18 protein-coding genes are annotated in these 17,628 nt (G+C 71.4%); 2 read left to right on the top strand and 16 right to left on the bottom strand.

Annotation, left to right across the window (positions count from 1 at the left end):
- Positions 1–32 precede the first annotated feature (32 nt).
- Entirely contained in the window at positions 33–740 is a 708-nt protein-coding gene (locus AQJ64_RS28420) for an LAETG motif-containing sortase-dependent surface protein (RefSeq protein WP_055633740.1), read from the top strand.
- A 131-nt stretch (positions 741–871) separates the two neighbouring features.
- On the opposite strand, the gene AQJ64_RS28415 is transcribed toward AQJ64_RS28420, so the two are convergent.
- From AQJ64_RS28415 to rpsB, 11 genes are all read right to left on the bottom strand, one after another.
- On the bottom strand, positions 872–1,891 hold the full coding sequence (locus AQJ64_RS28415) for an ABC transporter ATP-binding protein (protein WP_055633741.1): 1,020 nt from the start codon (positions 1,889–1,891) through the stop codon (positions 872–874).
- Positions 1,891–3,492, bottom strand: a complete 1,602-nt coding sequence (locus tag AQJ64_RS28410; RefSeq protein ID WP_055633742.1) for an ABC transporter permease — start codon at positions 3,490–3,492, stop codon at positions 1,891–1,893. The genes AQJ64_RS28415 and AQJ64_RS28410 overlap by 1 nt, the downstream gene beginning before the upstream one ends.
- A gap of 47 nt (positions 3,493–3,539) precedes the next feature.
- A complete protein-coding gene (locus AQJ64_RS28405) occupies positions 3,540–4,613 on the bottom strand; it encodes a thiamine ABC transporter substrate-binding protein (protein WP_055633743.1) in 1,074 nt (357 codons plus the stop codon).
- Between the two features lie 199 nt (positions 4,614–4,812).
- Positions 4,813–5,919: a dual-specificity RNA methyltransferase RlmN gene (gene rlmN, locus AQJ64_RS28400; protein WP_055633752.1), complete on the bottom strand. Its 1,107-nt coding sequence runs from the start codon at positions 5,917–5,919 to the stop codon at positions 4,813–4,815.
- Between the two features lie 81 nt (positions 5,920–6,000).
- Positions 6,001–6,162: a hypothetical protein gene (locus tag AQJ64_RS28395; RefSeq protein ID WP_157880913.1), complete on the bottom strand. Its 162-nt coding sequence runs from the start codon at positions 6,160–6,162 to the stop codon at positions 6,001–6,003.
- A 167-nt stretch (positions 6,163–6,329) separates the two neighbouring features.
- Positions 6,330–6,779, bottom strand: a complete 450-nt coding sequence (locus AQJ64_RS28390) for an SRPBCC family protein (RefSeq protein WP_055633753.1) — start codon at positions 6,777–6,779, stop codon at positions 6,330–6,332.
- A 160-nt stretch (positions 6,780–6,939) separates the two neighbouring features.
- Positions 6,940–8,148 carry a phosphatidate cytidylyltransferase gene (locus AQJ64_RS28385; RefSeq protein WP_079061994.1) on the bottom strand — a complete coding sequence of 403 codons (1,209 nt, stop codon included), beginning with the start codon at positions 8,146–8,148 and terminating at the stop codon, positions 6,940–6,942.
- Entirely contained in the window at positions 8,148–8,705 is a 558-nt protein-coding gene (frr, locus tag AQJ64_RS28380) for a ribosome recycling factor (RefSeq protein ID WP_055633754.1), read from the bottom strand. The genes AQJ64_RS28385 and frr overlap by 1 nt, the downstream gene beginning before the upstream one ends.
- A gap of 176 nt (positions 8,706–8,881) precedes the next feature.
- Positions 8,882–9,640, bottom strand: a complete 759-nt coding sequence (pyrH, locus tag AQJ64_RS28375; RefSeq protein ID WP_055633746.1) for a UMP kinase — start codon at positions 9,638–9,640, stop codon at positions 8,882–8,884.
- 192 nt (positions 9,641–9,832) lie between these two features.
- The gene (gene tsf / locus AQJ64_RS28370) at positions 9,833–10,669 is read right to left on the bottom strand and encodes a translation elongation factor Ts (protein WP_055633747.1); all 837 of its coding nucleotides are present in this window, start codon (positions 10,667–10,669) and stop codon (positions 9,833–9,835) included.
- A 158-nt stretch (positions 10,670–10,827) separates the two neighbouring features.
- Positions 10,828–11,739, bottom strand: a complete 912-nt coding sequence (gene rpsB / locus AQJ64_RS28365; RefSeq protein WP_055633748.1) for a 30S ribosomal protein S2 — start codon at positions 11,737–11,739, stop codon at positions 10,828–10,830.
- 281 nt (positions 11,740–12,020) lie between these two features.
- On the opposite strand from rpsB, the gene AQJ64_RS28360 reads away from it, so the two are divergent.
- On the top strand, positions 12,021–12,563 hold the full coding sequence (locus AQJ64_RS28360) for a M23 family metallopeptidase (RefSeq protein ID WP_055633749.1): 543 nt from the start codon (positions 12,021–12,023) through the stop codon (positions 12,561–12,563).
- A gap of 54 nt (positions 12,564–12,617) precedes the next feature.
- On the opposite strand, the gene AQJ64_RS28355 is transcribed toward AQJ64_RS28360, so the two are convergent.
- From AQJ64_RS28355 to AQJ64_RS28335, 5 genes are all read right to left on the bottom strand, one after another.
- Complete coding sequence (locus AQJ64_RS28355; RefSeq protein WP_055633750.1) at positions 12,618–13,175, bottom strand: TetR/AcrR family transcriptional regulator; 558 nt, start codon at positions 13,173–13,175, stop codon at positions 12,618–12,620.
- A gap of 94 nt (positions 13,176–13,269) precedes the next feature.
- Positions 13,270–14,112, bottom strand: a complete 843-nt coding sequence (gene whiG, locus AQJ64_RS28350) for an RNA polymerase sigma factor WhiG (RefSeq protein WP_055633751.1) — start codon at positions 14,110–14,112, stop codon at positions 13,270–13,272.
- A 284-nt stretch (positions 14,113–14,396) separates the two neighbouring features.
- On the bottom strand, positions 14,397–15,557 hold the full coding sequence (gene dprA, locus AQJ64_RS28345; RefSeq protein ID WP_059203100.1) for a DNA-processing protein DprA: 1,161 nt from the start codon (positions 15,555–15,557) through the stop codon (positions 14,397–14,399).
- On the bottom strand, positions 15,554–17,179 hold the full coding sequence (locus tag AQJ64_RS28340) for a YifB family Mg chelatase-like AAA ATPase (protein ID WP_059203099.1): 1,626 nt from the start codon (positions 17,177–17,179) through the stop codon (positions 15,554–15,556). The genes dprA and AQJ64_RS28340 overlap by 4 nt, the downstream gene beginning before the upstream one ends.
- A gap of 1 nt (position 17,180) precedes the next feature.
- Complete coding sequence (locus tag AQJ64_RS28335) at positions 17,181–17,543, bottom strand: YraN family protein (protein ID WP_079061993.1); 363 nt, start codon at positions 17,541–17,543, stop codon at positions 17,181–17,183.
- Positions 17,544–17,628: the final 85 nt, after the last annotated feature.

Genomic DNA, 17,628 nt, shown 5'->3' with positions numbered 1-17,628 from the left:
CCCCCGCAGCTGCGCTTCCCCTAAGGACAAACGTGTCCCTTTCTCACCGTAACGCCGCCCGTTCGGTGCGTTTCCTCGGTGTCACCGCCGCCTCCGCCGCCCTCGCGCTCAGCGCCGCCGGCAGTGCCCTGGCCTGCGAGATAGGTGACTTCTCCGCCGCTGCCGGCTGTGACGGCACGAAGGGCGTCATCACCGTCACCGACAAGGACGCCTCGGGCGTGCCCGCCCTCGTCACCGTCTTCCTGGAGAACAACGGCGCCGACCTCCGCCAGGTCGGCGAGCAGACGGTCGAGGGCTCCAAGAAGGGCGCCGTCATCACCTTCGCCGAGGACTGGGCGCCCAACGCGGTGTACCGGATCCACATCAAGGCCACCAAGAAGGAGAAGGTCCTCGTCGACGAGGACATCGCGGGCAACCTGACCACCCCGGCCGAGGCCTGCAAGACGGACGACGACACCACCTCGCCGTCCCCGAGCGCCTCCGAGTCGGAGTCCCAGGCGCCGTCGAGCACCCCGTCCACCCCGGCCGACACGGCCGCCCCGAGCCCCTCGGACTCGTCGGACGACAGCACCGTGCCCTCCGCGAACAACGCCCCCTCGCCCGCGGCCCAGGAGTCCAACCTCGCCGAGACCGGTGCCTCCAACACCGGCCTGATCGCCGGCATCGCCGCCCTGTTCGTCGTCATCGGCGGCGGCGCGGTCTTCTTCGGCATGCGCCGCCGCGGCTCCAGCAACCGCTGACGCCCCGACACCACCCCTGTGGCCCGCCCTTCCACCCGGAAGGCGGGCCGCCGCCTTCTCATCCGGTGGACACCTCATCCGGTGGACACCCGGCGGGTGGCCGATGGGCACCCGGCCAACGGCCCGGCCTCTCAGGCCAGCACCGCCGTCTCCGCCACGTCGAAGGTCGCTCCGACCGTGTCCCCGGCCTCCGGCGCGTCCCGCAGCGCGCACGCCGCCTCCAGACGGGGCGCGCCCTCCGGCTGGAGGTGTACGGCGACATGGGTGCCCTTGAAGGTACGGGCGGCGACCGTGCAGCGCAGGCCCTCGTCGGCGGGGACGAGACGGACTCCGGCGGGGCGGACGAGGAGCGTGCGCGGGCCCTGCGGGGAGCCCTCCGGCACCGGCACCTTGCCCCAGGGCGTGACCGCGACCTCGCCCGTGACGTTCGCCTCCACGACGTTCTCGAAACCGAGGAACCGCGCGACGAACGCGTCCGCCGGCCGCTGCCACACCTCAAGAGGCGTACCGGACTGGGCGATCCGCCCGTCCCGCATCACCACCACCCGGTCGGCGAGCCCGAACGCCTCGCCCTGGTCGTGGGTGACCGCGAGGACGGTGGTGCCCAAACGGCCGAAGAGTTCCCGGAGTTCCACCACCAGCCGCTCCCGCAGCGAGCGGTCCAGCTGGCCCAGCGGCTCGTCCAGCATCAGCAGCCGGGGGCGGGGCGCGAGGGCCCGGGCGAGCGCGACGCGCTGCTGTTCGCCGCCGGAGAGCGCGGCGACCGCCCGGCGGGCGGCCCCCGGGAGACCGACCAGGTCGAGCAACTCCCGTACGCGTTCCTGCTGTTCCTTCCGTGACGCGCCATGCATGCGCAGCCCGAACGCCACATTGCCGCCGACGTCCCGCTGCGGGAACAGCTGATGGTCCTGGAACATCAGCCCCAGCTCCCGCTTGTGCGCGGGCCTCCCCGTCTGGTCGCGCCCGTCGAGCAGCACCCGGCCCGAGTCGAGCGGCTGGAGCCCGGCGACCGCCCGCAGCAGCGTCGACTTGCCGCTCCCGCTCGGCCCCAGCACACACACCACCTCGTGCTCGCCGACCTCCAGGTCCACGCCGTCGAGCACCGCCCGCCCGCCGAACCGCACGGTGGCCGCCTCAAGTCCCAGCAGCATCAGAACTCCCCCGTCCGGTCGGTCCGCAGCCGCTCCAGCACCAGCAGGGCCACCGCGCACACCAGCATCAGAATCGTCGACAGGGCCATCGCCTGCCCGTAGTTGAGCTCACCGGCCCGCCCCAGCAGCCGCGCCACCGCCACCGGCAGCGTCGGACGGTCCGGCCGCGCGACGAACACGGTCGCCCCGAACTCCCCCAGCGACACCGCGAACGCGAACCCGGCCGCGACCAGCAGCGCCCGCCGTACCATCGGCAGGTCCACCTCCCGCCACACCCGCCACGGCGAGGCCCCCAGCACCGCCGCCGCCTCCCGCAGCCGCTGGTCCACCGCCCGCAGCACGGGCAGCATGGTCCGTACGACGAAGGGGACCCCGACCAGTGCCTGGGCGAGCGGTACGAGGATCCAGCTCGCGCGCAGATCCAGCGGGGGTTCGTCCAGCGTGATCAGGAACCCGAAGCCGACGGTCACCGCCGACACGCCCAGCGGCAGCATCAGCAGCGCGTCGAAGCCCCGTACCAGCCGGCCCGCGTCGGGCCGGGTGAGCGCCGCCGCGGCCAGCCCGCCGATCACCACCGCGATCGCGGTCGCGACGACGGCGTACTCCAGCGAGTTGCCGATCGCCTCGATCGGCGGCACCAGGAAGACATGGCCGTCGTCGCCGGTCAGCGCCCGGTAGTAGGCGAAGTCCGGTGCGTCCAGGGACCGCTGCACCAGCACGGCCAGCGGCAGCACGAGCAGCAGCGCGATGCTCGCGAGCACCCCGGCCAGCAGTGCCCACTGCCCGGCCCCGCGCGGCCGCCGGGCGGTCAGCCCCGCGTCCACCAGCCGCAGGGCGGTCTCCCGCCGCCGTACCGTCCAGGCGTGGACGACGAGAATCGCGCCGACCGCCAGGAACTGCACGATCGTCAGGACGGCCGCCGTGGACAGGTCGAAGATCTCGGAGGTCTGCCGGTAGATCTCCACCTCCAGGGTGGAGAAGGTGGGCCCGCCGAGGATCTGGACCACACCGAACGAGGTGAAGGTGAACAGGAAGACCATCAGCGCGGCGGCGGCCACGGCCGGTCCGAGCGCGGGCAGGGTCACCGTGCGCCAGGCCCGCAGCCGGGACGCGCCCAGCATCCGCGCGGCCTCCTCCTGCCGGGGGTCGAGCTGCGCCCACAGCCCGCCGACGGTCCGTACGACGACGGCGTAGTTGAAGAACACGTGCGCCAGCAGGATCGCCCACACGGTCGTGTCCAGCCGTACGCCCCACAGCTCGTCCAGCAGACCGCCGCGCCCGACGAGTGCGAGGAACGCGCTGCCGACGACCACCGTCGGCAGCACGAACGGCACCGTCACCACGGCCCGCAGCACCTGCTTGCCCGGGAAGTCCAGACGCGCGAAGACATACGCGCCCGGCAGCGCCACCACCAGGGTGAGCACGGTGGAGACGACCGCCTGCCAGGTGGTGAACCACAGGACGTGCCGGATGTCGGACTGGCCGAGGACGTCGGCCACCCGCCCGAACTGCCACCTCCCGTCGACCTTCAGCCCGCGGGTGACGATCGCGGCGACGGGATAGGCGAAGAAGAGCCCGAGGAACGCGACGGGCAGGGCCATCAGCCCGAGCCGCGCCGCGCTCCCGGAAGGCCTTCGGGCCGCCTCGGTCACTTCAGTACGAGCGAGGTCCACGTCTTGACCCACTGGTCGCGGTTCTGGGCGATCTTCGCCGGGTCCATGGTCTCGGGGGCCTTGGCGGCGGGCCCGTACTCGGTGAACTCGGCGGGCACGCTCGCGCCGTCGATCACCGGGTAGACGAACATGTTGAGCGGCATGTCCTCCTGGAACTCCTTGGAGATCAGGAAGTCGATGAGCGCCTTGCCGCCCGCGCCGTTCTTCGCGTTGCTCAGCAGCCCCGCGAACTCGATCTGCCGGAAGCAGGTCCCGGTGGCGACCCCGGTCGGGGCGGTGCTGGGCTTGGGGTCGCCGTAGATCACCTCGGCGGGCGGGGAGGAGGCGTACGACACGACGAGCGGGCGGTCGGCCCCGGCCTTCTTGCCGCCGGCGGACCCCGAGAACTCCTCGTTGTACGCCTGCTCCCAGCCGTCGACCACCTTCACGCCGTTGGCCCGGAGCTTCTTCCAGTAGCCCGCCCAGCCGTCGTCCCCGTACTTCGCCGCGGTACCGAGCAGGAACCCGAGACCGGGCGAGGAGGTGGAGGCGTTCTCGGTGACGAGGAGGTTCTTGTACGCCGGCTTGATCAGGTCGTCGTACGAGGTGGGCGGGGTCAGCTTGTGGTCGGCGAAGTACTTCTTGTCGTAGTTGACGCAGATGTCGCCGTAGTCGATGGGCGTGACCCGGTGCTTGCCGGAGTCCAGCTGGTACGCGCTGCCGACCCGGTCGAGCCCCTTCGCCCGGTACGACTGGAAGAGACCGTTGTCGAGGGCGCGCGACAGCAGGGTGTTGTCGACGCCGAAGAAGACGTCCCCCTGCGGGTTGTCCTTGGTCAGGACGGCCTTGTTGACGGCCTGGCCCGCGTCGCCGTCCGTCAGGACCTTGACCTTGTACCCGGACTGCTTCTCGAAGTCGGCGAGCACGCTCTTGGAGACGGCCCACGAGTCGTGGCTGACGAGGGTGACGGTCTTGGTGTCCGACGCGCTCCCGGCGTCGGAAGACCCGCACGCGGACAGCGTGACGAGCCCGAGGCCGACCGTCGCCGCCACGAAGGTCTTGATGTGCACTGGATGTCCTCCTGGGGTTGGCCAGGAAGAACGCGGCCCTGCCCGGGGACGCCGGGCAGGGCACAACAGCTTGAGCGATGACCGAACTTCCTACCCAGAATGACCTGGGCGAGGTTCAGAGGGTCTGCGGCCCGATTGCCGCACTCTCAGCGCTGTGGCGCTCCCCTGTCGGAATATGAAGATATGACGTGGCCAGATTTTACCGCTCGGTGGCCGCCAGCTGACCACAGGCTCCGTCAATCTCCTGGCCACGGGTGTCCCGTACGGTGACCGGCACCCCGTGCGCCGCGATGGCCTCGACGAACGCCTTCTCGTCCTCGGGCCGGGAGGCCGTCCACTTCGAGCCCGGGGTCGGGTTCAGCGGGATGAGATTGACGTGCACGGGCTTGCCGCGGAGCAGCCGCCCGAGCCGGTCCCCACGCCAGGCCTGATCGTTGATGTCCCTGATCAGCGCGTACTCGATGGACAGCCGCCGCCCGGACTTCTCGACGTAGTCGAAGCCCGCGTCGAGCACCTCCCGCACCTTCCACCGCGTGTTCACGGGGACGAGGGTGTCGCGCAGCTCGTCGTCCGGTGCGTGCAGCGAGATCGCCAGCCGGCACTTGAAGCCCTCGTCGGCGAACCGGTGGATGGCGGGCACGAGCCCGACCGTCGAGACGGTGATCCCCCGCTGCGACAGCCCGAGCCCGTCCGGAGCGGGATCGGTGAGCGCCCGAATGGCGGTCACGACCCGCTTGTAGTTGGCGAGCGGCTCGCCCATCCCCATGAAGACGATGTTGGACAGCCGCGCCGGCCCGCCCGGGACGTCCCCGTCCCTGAGCGCCCGCATCCCGTCCACGATCTGGTGCACGATCTCGGCGCTGGACAGGTTCCGGTCGAGCCCGGCCTGCCCGGTGGCGCAGAACGGGCAGTTCATGCCACACCCCGCCTGCGAGCTGATGCACATGGTCACCCGGTCCGGGTACCGCATCAGCACCGACTCGACGAGCGTGCCGTCGAACAGCCGCCACAGCGTCTTGCGGGTGGTGCCCTCGTCGGTCGACAGATGCCGTACGACGGTCATCAGCTCGGGCAGCAGCGCCTCCCGCAGCTTCTCCCGCGCACCGGCGGGGATGTCGGTCCACTCCACGGGGTCGTGCGCGTACCGCGCGAAGTAGTGCTGCGAGAGCTGCTTGGCGCGGAACGGCTTCTCACCGATCTCCGCGACGGCGTCCTTCCGCTCCGCAGGCGAAAGATCGGCAAGATGCCGCGGCGGCTTCTTGGCTCCGCGCGGCGCGACAAAAGTAAGTTCTCCGGGCTTAGGCATGGCCATACCAGTGTCGCAGATCGAATCCGGTGCCTCGGGCGCCGGACGGGGCGCCGGGCGCCGGGCAGCCCGTCCACCGTGCTACGACCGCTCCCGGCGATCCCGGCCGCGCCGCCAGGCGCCGCACAGGGCCAGCAGGACCCGGACGCACAGGATCATGCCGACGGTGCCCGCGAACACGCGGGGCCACCAGGACCAGCCCATCACTCCGAACGCCCCGGCCAGCAGAAGCGGGGGGATCAAGGCGAAGAACAGAACGGTCTTGACGGGATCCGGCCCCCAGGACCACCTCGCCCCCGGCCACCCGGGACGTCCTTCGTCGCGCACGCGACAAACGTAGCGCCCGGGCGGTCATGGCCGGGGAATGCCCTGGTCAAGAGGCGTCCCTGGACGGGCCGCCCGCGGCCGGTCTACGCGGTCTCGTGCTCCAGCCGGTCCTTCAAAAGCCGTTCGTTGAGCGGCAGCTCCTTGCGGACCTGGGGGCGGACGAGCAGGGGGAGGAGGACCTTTCCCATGCCCTTGCCCTCGAAGTCGAGTTCCATGGTCACGCGGGAGCGGCGGCCCTCGTCGAGAGGGGTGATCTCGCCGTGGACGTGGCCGCGGACGGGACCGTCGACGCCTTGCAGACCCCAGGCGTGCGGGGGGTCGTACTCGGTGTACTCCATGGTCATCGGGATCTCCCGACGGCCCACGTGCCGGGTGATGCGCAGCCGGGAGCCGACCTGGATCGGCCCGGGGTCGAGTTGCTCGGCCGACACCGCGCTCGCCTGCCATTCGGGCAGATGCGACGGGTCGATGAGATACGCCCACACATCGTCGGGGGTGCGGTCCACGTCGATCGATTCACGGAAGCCGGACATGACGCCCATCCCCTTTCGTGACGATTCCAAGGAAGAGGAATCTTTAGGGACTTCCAGGATGAATCGTCCCACTGTGCCACCGGTCGGGTAAAGGCGGCGGGCCCCCGTTCTGGTCGTTCGGAACGGGGGCCCGTCGGCAGGGTGGAGATGCCGCCGCAGGTCAGCCGGAGCCCACGAACAGCACGAGCAGCAGCCAGACGACCGGAGCGGTCGGCAGCAGCGAGTCCAGACGGTCCATGATGCCGCCGTGGCCCGGCAGCAGCGTGCCCATGTCCTTGATGCCCAGGTCCCGCTTGATCATGGACTCGCCGAGGTCGCCGAGCGTGGCGCTGGCCGCGACCGCGAGACCCAGCAGCAGACCCTGCCACCAGCTGCCGCCGTCGATCAGGAACTGCATGCACAGCGCGCCCACGACCATCGCGAACGACACCGCGCCCAGCAGTCCCTCGCGGGTCTTGCCGGGGCTGATGCGCGGGGCGAGCTTGTGCTTGCCGAAGCGCCAGCCGACGGCGTACGCACCGGTGTCGCTGACGACCGTGAGCAGCAGGAACGTCAGCACCCGCCGCGGTCCGTCGTCGGCGGTGAGCATCAGGGCGACGAAGGTGGCCAGGAAGGGGACGTAGAACGCCGCGAAGACGCCGGCCGTGACGTCCTTGAGGTAGCCCTCGGGCGGTTCCGTCATCCGCCAGACCAGGACCGCGAGCGCGGTCAGGGCCATGGCGACCCAGGCGCCCTCGGTCCCCCGGACGTACCCGGCGACGACCATCGCGGCGCCGCCGAGCGCCAGTGGCACCAGCGGCGCCTTGATCTCCTTGCGCTCCTGCAGCCTGCTGGTCAGCTCCCACAGACCCACGACGACCGCGACCGCTATCACGCCCACGAACACGGCCTTGACGATGAACAGCGAGACGACGATCAGCGCACCGAGCCCGACCCCGACTCCTATGGCCGCACCCAGGTCTCGGCCCGCGCTCTTCTTCTGCGGTGCGGGCGCGGGCTGCGGGGCTGCGGGCATGGGCTCCGGATTCTGCGGCACCGCCGCATAGGGCGGTGCCGACGGGGTCTCTTGGCGGAACGTCTCCGCACCGAAGGACGCCTGGTCGGGCGCCATGGGGCGGTACGCCTCGTCGCGGAACGAGGGGCCGCCCCGCCGGGCGGCCCCCGGGTCGTCATCCTGGTTTCCGCCGTGCGCGGGTACGTCGGGGACGATGGGCATGGGGCGAGTCTGCTGCGCCTCAGGCGCATCGTACGTGGGACCCGCCGGGGCGGCCCCCTGGACAGGCCCCTGGTAGGCACCCTGGTCGGTGGGCCCCCAGTACCCGGCCTGTGTCCCGGCTGGTGGCGGAGAGCCCCAGGAAGAGTCGTTCATCAGACCTCGAGCAGCTCCGCTTCCTTGTGCTTGAGGAGCTCGTCCACCTGAGCGACGTACTTCGCGGTGGTGTCGTCGAGCTCCTTCTCCGCACGGCGGCCCTCGTCCTCGCCGACCTCGCCGTCCTTGACGAGCTTGTCGATCGCGTCCTTGGCCTTGCGGCGCACGGAACGGATGGACACCCGGGAGTCCTCGGCCTTGCCCTTGGCGACCTTGATGTAGTCCCGGCGGCGCTCCTCGGTGAGCTCGGGGAACACCACCCGGATGATGTTGCCGTCGTTGCTGGGGTTGACGCCCAGGTCGGAGTCGCGGATGGCCTGCTCGATGTTGCGCAGCGCCGTCTTGTCGAACGGGGTCACGACCGCCATGCGCGGCTCCGGCACGGAGAACGAAGCCAACTGGTTGATCGGCGTCAGCGCGCCGTAGTAGTCGGCCACGATCTTGTTGAACATCGCCGGGTGCGCACGGCCGGTGCGGATCGCGGCGAAGTCCTCCTTGGCGACCACGACGGCCTTCTCCATCTTCTCCTCGGCCTCGAGGAGGGTCTCTTCGATCACCACTTGCTCCTGCGTGTCTTGAGTAAGGCCCGGCTGCGGTTCACTGTCGGTGGCGGCGGCCGGCTGCGTCGCGTCTTCTTCCCGCACGGTTCCCGTCCGGCAGGACATTGTCCATCCTCCGACCAGGGTCCGTCCCCCGGTCAGGTGTTGTCGTACGAACCCGGGGATTTTCCCGGTCAGCCCCGGCTGTTCTGCTCACCCACCAGCGTGCCGATCTTCTCACCCTTGACGGCTCGGGCGATATTGCCCTCCGCCAGAAGCTCGAAGACGAGGATGGGGAGCTTGTTGTCGCGGCACAGCGTGATGGCGGTGGCGTCGGCGACCTTGAGCTCGCGCGTGATGACCTCGCCGTAGCCGAGGGCGTCGAACTTGACGGCCGCGGGGTTGGTCTTGGGGTCGGAGTCGTAGACGCCGTCCACCCCGTTCTTGCCCATGAGCAGCGCCTGGGCGTCGATCTCCAGGGCGCGCTGGGCGGCGGTGGTGTCGGTGGAGAAGTACGGCATGCCCATGCCGGCGCCGAAGATGACCACGCGGCCCTTCTCCAGGTGGCGCACGGCCCGCAGCGGGATGTACGGCTCGGCGACCTGCCCCATGGTGATGGCGGTCTGCACGCGGCTGTCGATGCCCTCCTTCTCCAGGAAGTCCTGGAGGGCGAGGCAGTTCATGACCGTGCCGAGCATGCCCATGTAGTCCGAGCGGGCCCGGTCCATGCCGCGCTGCTGGAGCTCGGCGCCGCGGAAGAAGTTGCCGCCGCCGATGACGACGGCGATCTCGGCGCCGTCCCGCACCACGGCCGCGATCTCACGGGCGATCTTGTGCACCACGTCGGGGTCCACGCCCAGGCCCCCACCGCCGGAGAATGCCTCACCGGACAGCTTCAGCAGAAACCGGCCGTGTACTTTGCCGTCGTCGCTCTTCTGGGCCTTGGTGGTCATGGGAGATCCCGCCTCTTTCACGTGGTGCACATACAAAGAAGGCCATTGCCGGTGGGGTGTCGTTGGCAACCCGTGCGCGGCAATGGCCTCCTCGTCAGATCTGCTGTCGTCCGTCACGCACGCGCGCGTGACGGCGTACCGGGACGACTGCCTACGACCCTATAGGGACCGGGCGTCCGTCGCGGTACGGACTCAGATGCCGACCTTGATGCGCGAGAAGCGCTTCAGGGTGACACCGGCCTCGTCCAGGACCTTCTGGACGGACTTCTTGTTGTCGAGCGCGTACGGCTGACCGAGCAGCGTCGCGTCCTTGAAGAAGCCGTTGAGGCGACCCTCGACGATCTTGGCGATCGCGGCCTCGGGCTTGCCCTCGGCGCGGGTGGTCTCCTCGGCGATACGGCGCTCGGACTCGACGACCTCGGCCGGCACGTCCTCCTTGGCCAGGTACTTCGGCGCGAAGGCGGCGATGTGCTGGGCGACGCCGCGGGCGACCTCGGCGTTCGGCTTGTCCAGCTCGACGAGGACACCGATCTGCGGCGGCAGGTCGGGCATCGTGCGGTGCAGGTACGCGGTGACGAAGCCGTCGTTGAACTGCGCGAAGCGGTCCAGGACGATCTTCTCGCCGAGGTTGGCGTTGGCCTCGTCCACGTACGCCTGGACGGTCTTGCCGGCCTCGATCTCGGAGGCGAGGAGCGCCTGGAGGTCGGCCGGGGAGGTCGCGGCGACGTGCTCGGCGATGGCCTTGGCGACGCTCTGGAACTTCTCGCCCTTGGCGACGAAGTCCGTCTCGCACTTCAGCTCGACCAGGACACCGGAGGCGTTGTCGTCGGCGATGATCGCGACCACGGCGCCGTTCTCGGCGGAGCGGCCCTCGCGCTTGGCGACGCCCTTCTGGCCCTTGATACGGAGCGCCTCGACGGCCTTCTCGACGTTGCCCTCGGCCTCGTCCAGCGCCTTCTTGCAGTCCATCATGCCGGCGCCGGTGAGCTCACGGAGCTTCTTGACGTCAGCGGCGGTGTAGTTCGCCATGAGTCTGTGAATCTTTCTCGAAGTCTGGAAGATCGAAGATCTGCACGGTCTGGGAACTCCAGTGGGCGGTAGCTCTCCGACTCCGTGCCGACCTACGGGTGAACGGCGGGGGCGGACTTGATGTCGCCGCCCCCGCCGTCAACCGTGACGCTGGACGGTCAGGCCTGCTCGGCGTCCGCGGCCGGAGCCTCGGCGGGAGCCTCAGCAGCCTCGGCGGCCGGAGCCTCGGCAGCGGGGGCCTCGGCAGCGGGGGCCTCGGCGGCCGGGGCCTCAGCGGCCGGAGCCTCGTCGGCCTTCTTCTCGCCCTCGAGCAGGTCGCGCTCCCACTCGGCGAGCGGCTCGCCCGCGGCCTTCTCGCCCTTGTCGCCGGTGGCGACGCCGGAGCGGGCGATGAGGCCCTCGGCGACGGCGTCGGCGATCACACGGGTGAGCAGGGTGACGGAGCGGATCGCGTCGTCGTTGCCCGGGATCTTGTAGTCGACCTCGTCGGGGTCGCAGTTCGTGTCGAGGATGGCGACGACCGGGATGTTCAGCTTCCGGGCCTCGCCGACCGCGATGTGCTCCTTCTTGGTGTCCACGATCCAGACGGCGCTGGGAACCTTGGACATCTCACGGATACCACCGAGGGTCTTCTCCAGCTTGGCCTTCTCGCGCGAGAGCACGAGAAGCTCCTTCTTGGTCAGACCGGACGCGGCGACGTCCTCGAAGTCGATCTGCTCGAGCTCCTTGAGGCGCTGCAGACGCTTGTAGACGGTCGAGAAGTTGGTGAGCATGCCGCCCAGCCAGCGCTGGTTGACGTAGGGCATGCCGACGCGGGTGGCCTGCTCGGCGATGGCCTCCTGCGCCTGCTTCTTCGTGCCGACGAACATGACCGTGCCGCCGTGGGCGACGGTCTCCTTGACGAACTCGAAGGCGCGGTCGATGTACGACAGCGACTGGAGCAGGTCGATGATGTAGATGCCGTTGCGCTCGGTGAAGATGAAGCGCTTCATCTTCGGGTTCCAGCGACGGGTCTGGTGACCGAAGTGGACGCCGCTCTCCAGCAGCTCCCGCATCGTGACGACGGCCATGGCCGTTCTCCTTGGGTTTCTCGGTTGTGCCGCAGGGGCCGGACGGCTCCCGCGCCTGACGCCCGCGGTGCGCCGAGCCACGAAGGACCGAGGGGCGCGGATACCGGAGGACCGACCTGGGCCGGGCTCCCGATACCGGGGCGTGCGAAGTCGACCCGGTGACCCGGATCGCCAGAAGAAGTGTACGGGACCGGCGGGGCGCCGGGTGACGCCGCTCTCCACAACCGGCGGTTCGTCCACAGGCCCGGCCGTGATCGGCGCGAGCGCGGGACGGTTCTCCCATGAAAGCGCTGCGCCGCACCGGTCCGCTGCTGCTCCTGCTGCTCACCCTGACGACGACCCTGGCCTGGGCGGATCCTCCCCCCACGCCCCCCGAGCCGCCGCCGCGGGTCCCGCCTCTCGCCCGGACCTGGCCGGTGGGCACCCGCCCGCCGGTGTCCCGCGGCTGGGAACCTCCGGCGACGCCCTACGGCCGCGGCCACCGCGGGGTCGACCTGGTGGCCGCCCCCGGCACACCGGTGCGAGCGGTGGCGGCGGGCCGGGTGGCATACGCCGGCCGGGTGGCGGGACGGGGCGTGCTGTCCGTGGCGCTGACGGGCACGGACCTCGGAACGACCTACGAGCCGGTACGCCCCCTGGTACGCGAGGGCGCCGAAGTGACCCCCGGCGAGGTGGTCGCCGAGCTGGAACCCACGGGGTCCCACTGCCCGTCGGCCTGCCTGCACTGGGGACTGCGGCGCGGCAGGACCTATCTGAACCCGCTGGACCTGCTGCCCGGGTGGCTCCTGCGCAGGGGCCCGTCCCGCCTGCTTCCCCTTGCGTGACCCCCTGACCTCCCGCGTGTTCCCGCGTGACTCCGGGCGAGCCTCGGCCGGAACTCAGCCGCAGACGCCCCGCAGGACCATCCGCACGGCGGCCTCGGTGATCGCCTCCGGCGCCTCCGCCGCGCCCAGCTCGATCCTGCGCACAGCGGAGTCCACGACCCCCTGCACCAGCATCGCCGCCAGCCGGGGCTCCGCATGCCCCATCTCCGCCAGCGCCTCCACGATCATGGCGACCAGCCCGCCGTGCGCGGCCCGGATCTTCTCCCGGGCGCCGGCGTCCAGTTCGCTGGCCGAGATCGCCACCACGGCCCGGTGCCGCCGGTCCCCGACCAGCGCCAACTGCCGCCGCACATACGCCTCGACCTGGGCCCGGGGCCCGTCGGCCGCGGCCATCGCCGCCTCGACCTCCGCCGCCCACACGGGGAAGTCGACCTCGCACAGCTCCTCGACCACGGCCGCCCGCGAGCGGAAGTACTCGTACACGGACGAGCGCGCGAGCCCCGTCCGCTCGGCGAGGGCGGGGAAGGTCAGCGCCTCCGTCCCGCCCTCGGACAACAGGGAGCGTGCCGCGTCCAGCAGGGCGGCACGCTGCATCGACCGGTGCTCGGCCACGGAGGCCGCTCGAATCCTTGGCACGTCGACCACTTTACGGACGCTCCACGCCGTACGGGAGTGACTGCGCCCGCTCGGCCGCCTCCGGATCCGGTCAGCGACCGAAGCTCGCCAGTTTCGCGCGCAGCTGGAGCACCGACTTGGTGTGGATCTGGCTGACCCGGCTCTCGGTCACCCCGAGCACGTTCCCGATCTCGGCGAGGGTCAGGCCCTCGTAGTAGTAGAGCGTGACGACGGTCTTCTCCCGGTCGGGCAGGGTGTTGATCGCCCTGGCCAGGAACCGTCGCAGCTCGCGGTCCTCGGCCACCTCCACGGGGTTGTCCGCGGCGGTGTCCTCCAGGGTGTCCATGAAGCTGAGCCCGTCGCCGCCCTCGTCGCCGACGTGCAGCAGTTCCTCCAGGGCGACCACGTTGGCGAGCGAGAGCTGGCTGAAGACCGCGTGGAGCTCGTCGACGCCGATGCCCATCTCGGCGGCCACCTCGCACTCCGTCGGGGTCCGCCGCAGCCGGGCCTCCAGCGTCGCGTACGCCCGCTCGACGTTGCGCGCCTTCTGCCGTACCGACCGGGGGATCCAGTCGAGCGCCCGCAGCTCGTCGATCATGGCGCCCCGGATACGGGTGATCGCGTACGTCTCGAACTTGATCTCCCGGTCGAGGTCGAACTTCTCGATCGCGTCGATCAGCCCGAAGACCCCCGAGGAGACGAAGTCGGCCTGTTCCACGTTGGGCGGCAGACCGACGCTCACCCGGCCGGCCACGTACTTCACCAGCGGCGAGTAGTGCAGGATCAGCTGCTCCCGCAGCCGCTCGTCCCCCGTCGCCTTGTACGACCGCCACAGCTCGTCGAGCGTCGAGGGAGCGGGCGGCCGCACGCTGCCACCGTCGCGGGCGGCTGGGGGGACCGCCGCCCGGTCGGACCCGGAGGTGTGCTGGGGCATTCGTCGCCTTGTGCCGTTCTGCCGTGAAGTACGTGGAGTCGGGGGTACCTGGGTGTCCTGCTGGTCTGAAGTCGCTCTGCTGCCGTTCTGTACCGGAATCCTCGTGAGCGTAGCGTGACTGGAGTGTCGCGGTGCGCGAAGGGCGTGTCCACGCTTGTACGCAGATACGTTCCGCTGACCGCACCACCGGGTCGCGACGATCGCGCTGGGTGACCGCGGCGGGGTGCCAACTACGGGAAATCCCAAGGCCTTCGGCGTTCCCCCGGACGGCCGAACACGCTCGGTCAGCACGGCCCGGGACCCCCTCGAACGGAGACGATCGCCTGGCGTGTCAACTTCCAGCCGTCGCCGTGTCGTTCGACGTAACCAAGTGCTCTAAGTTCGTACAGTCTCGCGATCGCGTCGTCCGGGGTGGTCCCGGCGCCGCGGGCGATCTCCTCGGCGCGGGCCGGGCTGCGGGCGGGGAGCGCCGCGAGGACGCGGCGGGCGTCGGGTTCCAGGAGGTCGCGCGGGAGTACCGGGCCGCGCCGGGCCGGGGCGAGTTCGCCCATGTCACCGACGAGTTCGACGACCTCCGCGGCGTCGGTGACCAGTTCGGCCTCGCCGCGCAGCAGTTCGTGCACCCCGGCGGACAGTCCGCTGGTGGCGGGGCCGGGGACGCCCATGGTGTGCCGGCCGAGCCGCAGGGCCGCCCGTGCGGTGACGAGGGAGCCGCTGCGGTGGGCGGCCTCCACGACCACGGTGCCCCGGGTGAGCGCGGCGATCACCCTGTTGCGCAGGACGAATCTGCTGGGCGTGGGATGGTCCCCCGGTGGCAGCTCCCCCACGACCAGTCCCTGCGCGGCGATCCGGTTGATCAGCTCGGTGTGGCCGCGCGGGTAGGGCCGGTCGACCCCGCAGGCCAGGACGGCGACGGTGGCGCCGCCGGCGCCGAGGGCGCCCCGGTGGGCGGCGCCGTCCACGCCGTAGGCGCCGCCGGAGACGACCACCCAGCCGCGCTCGGCGAGGCCGGCGGCGAGGGTGGTGGCCATGTGGGCGCCGTACTCGGTGCAGGCGCGGGCGCCGACCACGGCGACCGAGCGCAGGCCCCACATCCGCAGGCTGGGCCGGCCCCGCACCCACAACCCGAACGGGCGGGCGTCCCCGAGGTCGTCCAGGGTGCCGGGCCACTCCGCGTCCCCGGGGCACAGGAACCGCACCCCGGCGGCCTCGGCCACCGTCAGATCCCGCTCCGGCTCGGCCGCCGCGGCCCGCGCCCTGAGCCCTTCCCACCGCCGCGCGCTCACCCCGGCCGGCGGCTCCCGGTCCTCCCGCAGCCCCCGCACCACCTCCGCACACCCCCGCTCCCGCACCCACCGCCCCCCGGCCTCGTCGCCGGGCTCGAACACCCGGCAGAGAAAGACCCGGGCGAGCCGGCCGGAGTCCGGCTCTCCGGTGCGGTTCACGTCAGGGCCCCGATTGCCATCGGCACACCCCGCGGGACCCCGGTCCGCAGTTGCAGGGCGAGGGCGACGTCGGTGGCGTCGGGCCGGTCGTGGCCGACGAGGTCGGCGACGGTCCAGGCGACCCGCAGGACGCGATCGAGCCCGCGCGCGGTGAGCACGCCCCGCTCCAGGTTGCGCTCGGCCTCGTCCATCGCGCCGGACCTCGCCTGCCAGCGGCTGCGCAGCTCGCGTCCCGGCACCTCGCTGTTGGTCCGCCAGGGGGTGTCGACGAGCCGGGCGGCCGCCCGCTCACGCGCGGCCCGCACCCGGTCGGCGACCGTCGCCGTGGACTCGCCTCCGGGACCGCGGTGAGCGAGCTCGTGCCGGCCGACGGGATCCACCTCGACCCGCAGGTCGACCCGGTCGAGGAGCGGTCCGGAGAGCCGGGCCTGGTAGCGGCGGATCGCCGAGGGCGGGCACTCGCACAGGGTGTCGCGCTGCGAGAAGCGGCCGCAGGGGCAGGGGTTGGCGGCGAGCACCATCAGGAACCGCGCCGGGAAGCGCACCACGCCCGCACTGCGGGCGATCACGACATGGCCCGCTTCCAGGGGCTGGCGCAGGGCGTCGAGGGTCTGTGTGCTGAATTCCGGGGCCTCGTCCAGGAAGAGCACGCCCCGATGGGCGAGTGAGACAGCGCCGGGACGGGCGATACCCGGCCCCCCGCCGACCAGCGACTGCATCGTGGCCGAGTGGTGCGGGGCGCAGTACGGGGCCGCGTCGATCAGCGGCTTGCCCGGGGGCAGGAGCCCGGCGATCGAGTGGACCGCCGTGACCTCCAGGGAATCCTCCCTGGTCAGCCCGGGCAGGACGGCCGGCAGCCGCTCCGCGAGCATGGTCTTGCCCGCCCCCGGCGGCCCCTCGAGGAAGAGGTGGTGACCGCCGGCCGCGGCGACTTCCACCGCGGTCCGTGCCGAGCGCTGGCCCACCACGTCGGCGAGATCGTGCCCCTGGTCGTGGTGGGCCGCGCCGAGGCTGTGCATGCCGGTGGCCGCGCCCGTGCCGGGCATGCGCAGACCGGCGAGGAGGGGATCCGGGCGGCCCAGGTCGTCCGGTTCCTCCTCGGGCACGGGTTCGTCCGCGAGGACCGCGATGAGCTGGCGCAGGCTGCGCACCCCGAGCACGGAGACACCCGGCACCAGCGAGGCCTCGGCCGCGGCGCACTCGGGGACGACGACCTGTTCGTAGCCCGCTTCCGCCGCGGCCAGCACGGCGGGCAGGATCCCCCGGACCGGGCGGACCCGGCCGTCCAGCCCGAGCTCCCCGATCATCACGATGTCGGCGAGGACCCGGGGGTCGATCCGCTCCGACGCGCCCAGCACCGCGCAGGCGACGGCCAGGTCGAAGCCGCTGCCGGCCTTCGGCACCGACGCCGGGCTGAGTCCGACGGTGAGTTTCTTCTGCGGCCACTCGGCGCCGGAGTTCACCACCGCCGCCCGCACCCGGTCCCGGCTCTCCGTCAGGCTCTTGTCCGGCAGGCCCACCAGGGTGAATGCCGCCACCCCGGGCTCCAGGTCCGCCTGGACCTCGACGACGACGCCCTCGACGCCCACCAGCGCCACCGAACACGTACGCGCGAACCCCATCTCAGGCCACCCCCCGCACATGCTCGACGACGGGGGCTCCGCGGTCCGGGAGCAGGACTCCCACCAGATCGATACGGACGCCACCGGGCGGTGCGCCGCCATGGGTCTGGATCCAGCGCTCCGCGAGGTCCCTCAGCCGCCCGGCCTTCTGCGGGGTCACCGCGGCCATCGGGTGCTCGTAACGGCTGCCCTTGCGGGTCTTCACCTCGCAGACGACGAGGACGTCCCCGTCGTGGGCGACGATGTCGATCTCGCCCGTCCTGCCGCAGCGCCAGTTGCGCTCCACGATCGTCATACCGGCCTCGGACAGCCGCCGCGCGGCCACGTCCTCGCCGTACTCGCCCATCGCACGTCGTGCGTTCATGCAGGCACCACCTCCGGCGCCCACACTCACGCACCCGCCCCACAGAAGTGGATCTTGGTGGATGAGTCACCGCTTGTGGACAACT

The organism is Streptomyces griseoruber (assembly GCF_001514205.1).
GTDB classification, from domain to species: Bacteria; Actinomycetota; Actinomycetes; order Streptomycetales; family Streptomycetaceae; genus Streptomyces; species Streptomyces griseoruber.
The sequence above is the reverse complement of the archived record's forward strand: the minus strand, read 5'-3'. Positions and strand labels throughout refer to the sequence as shown.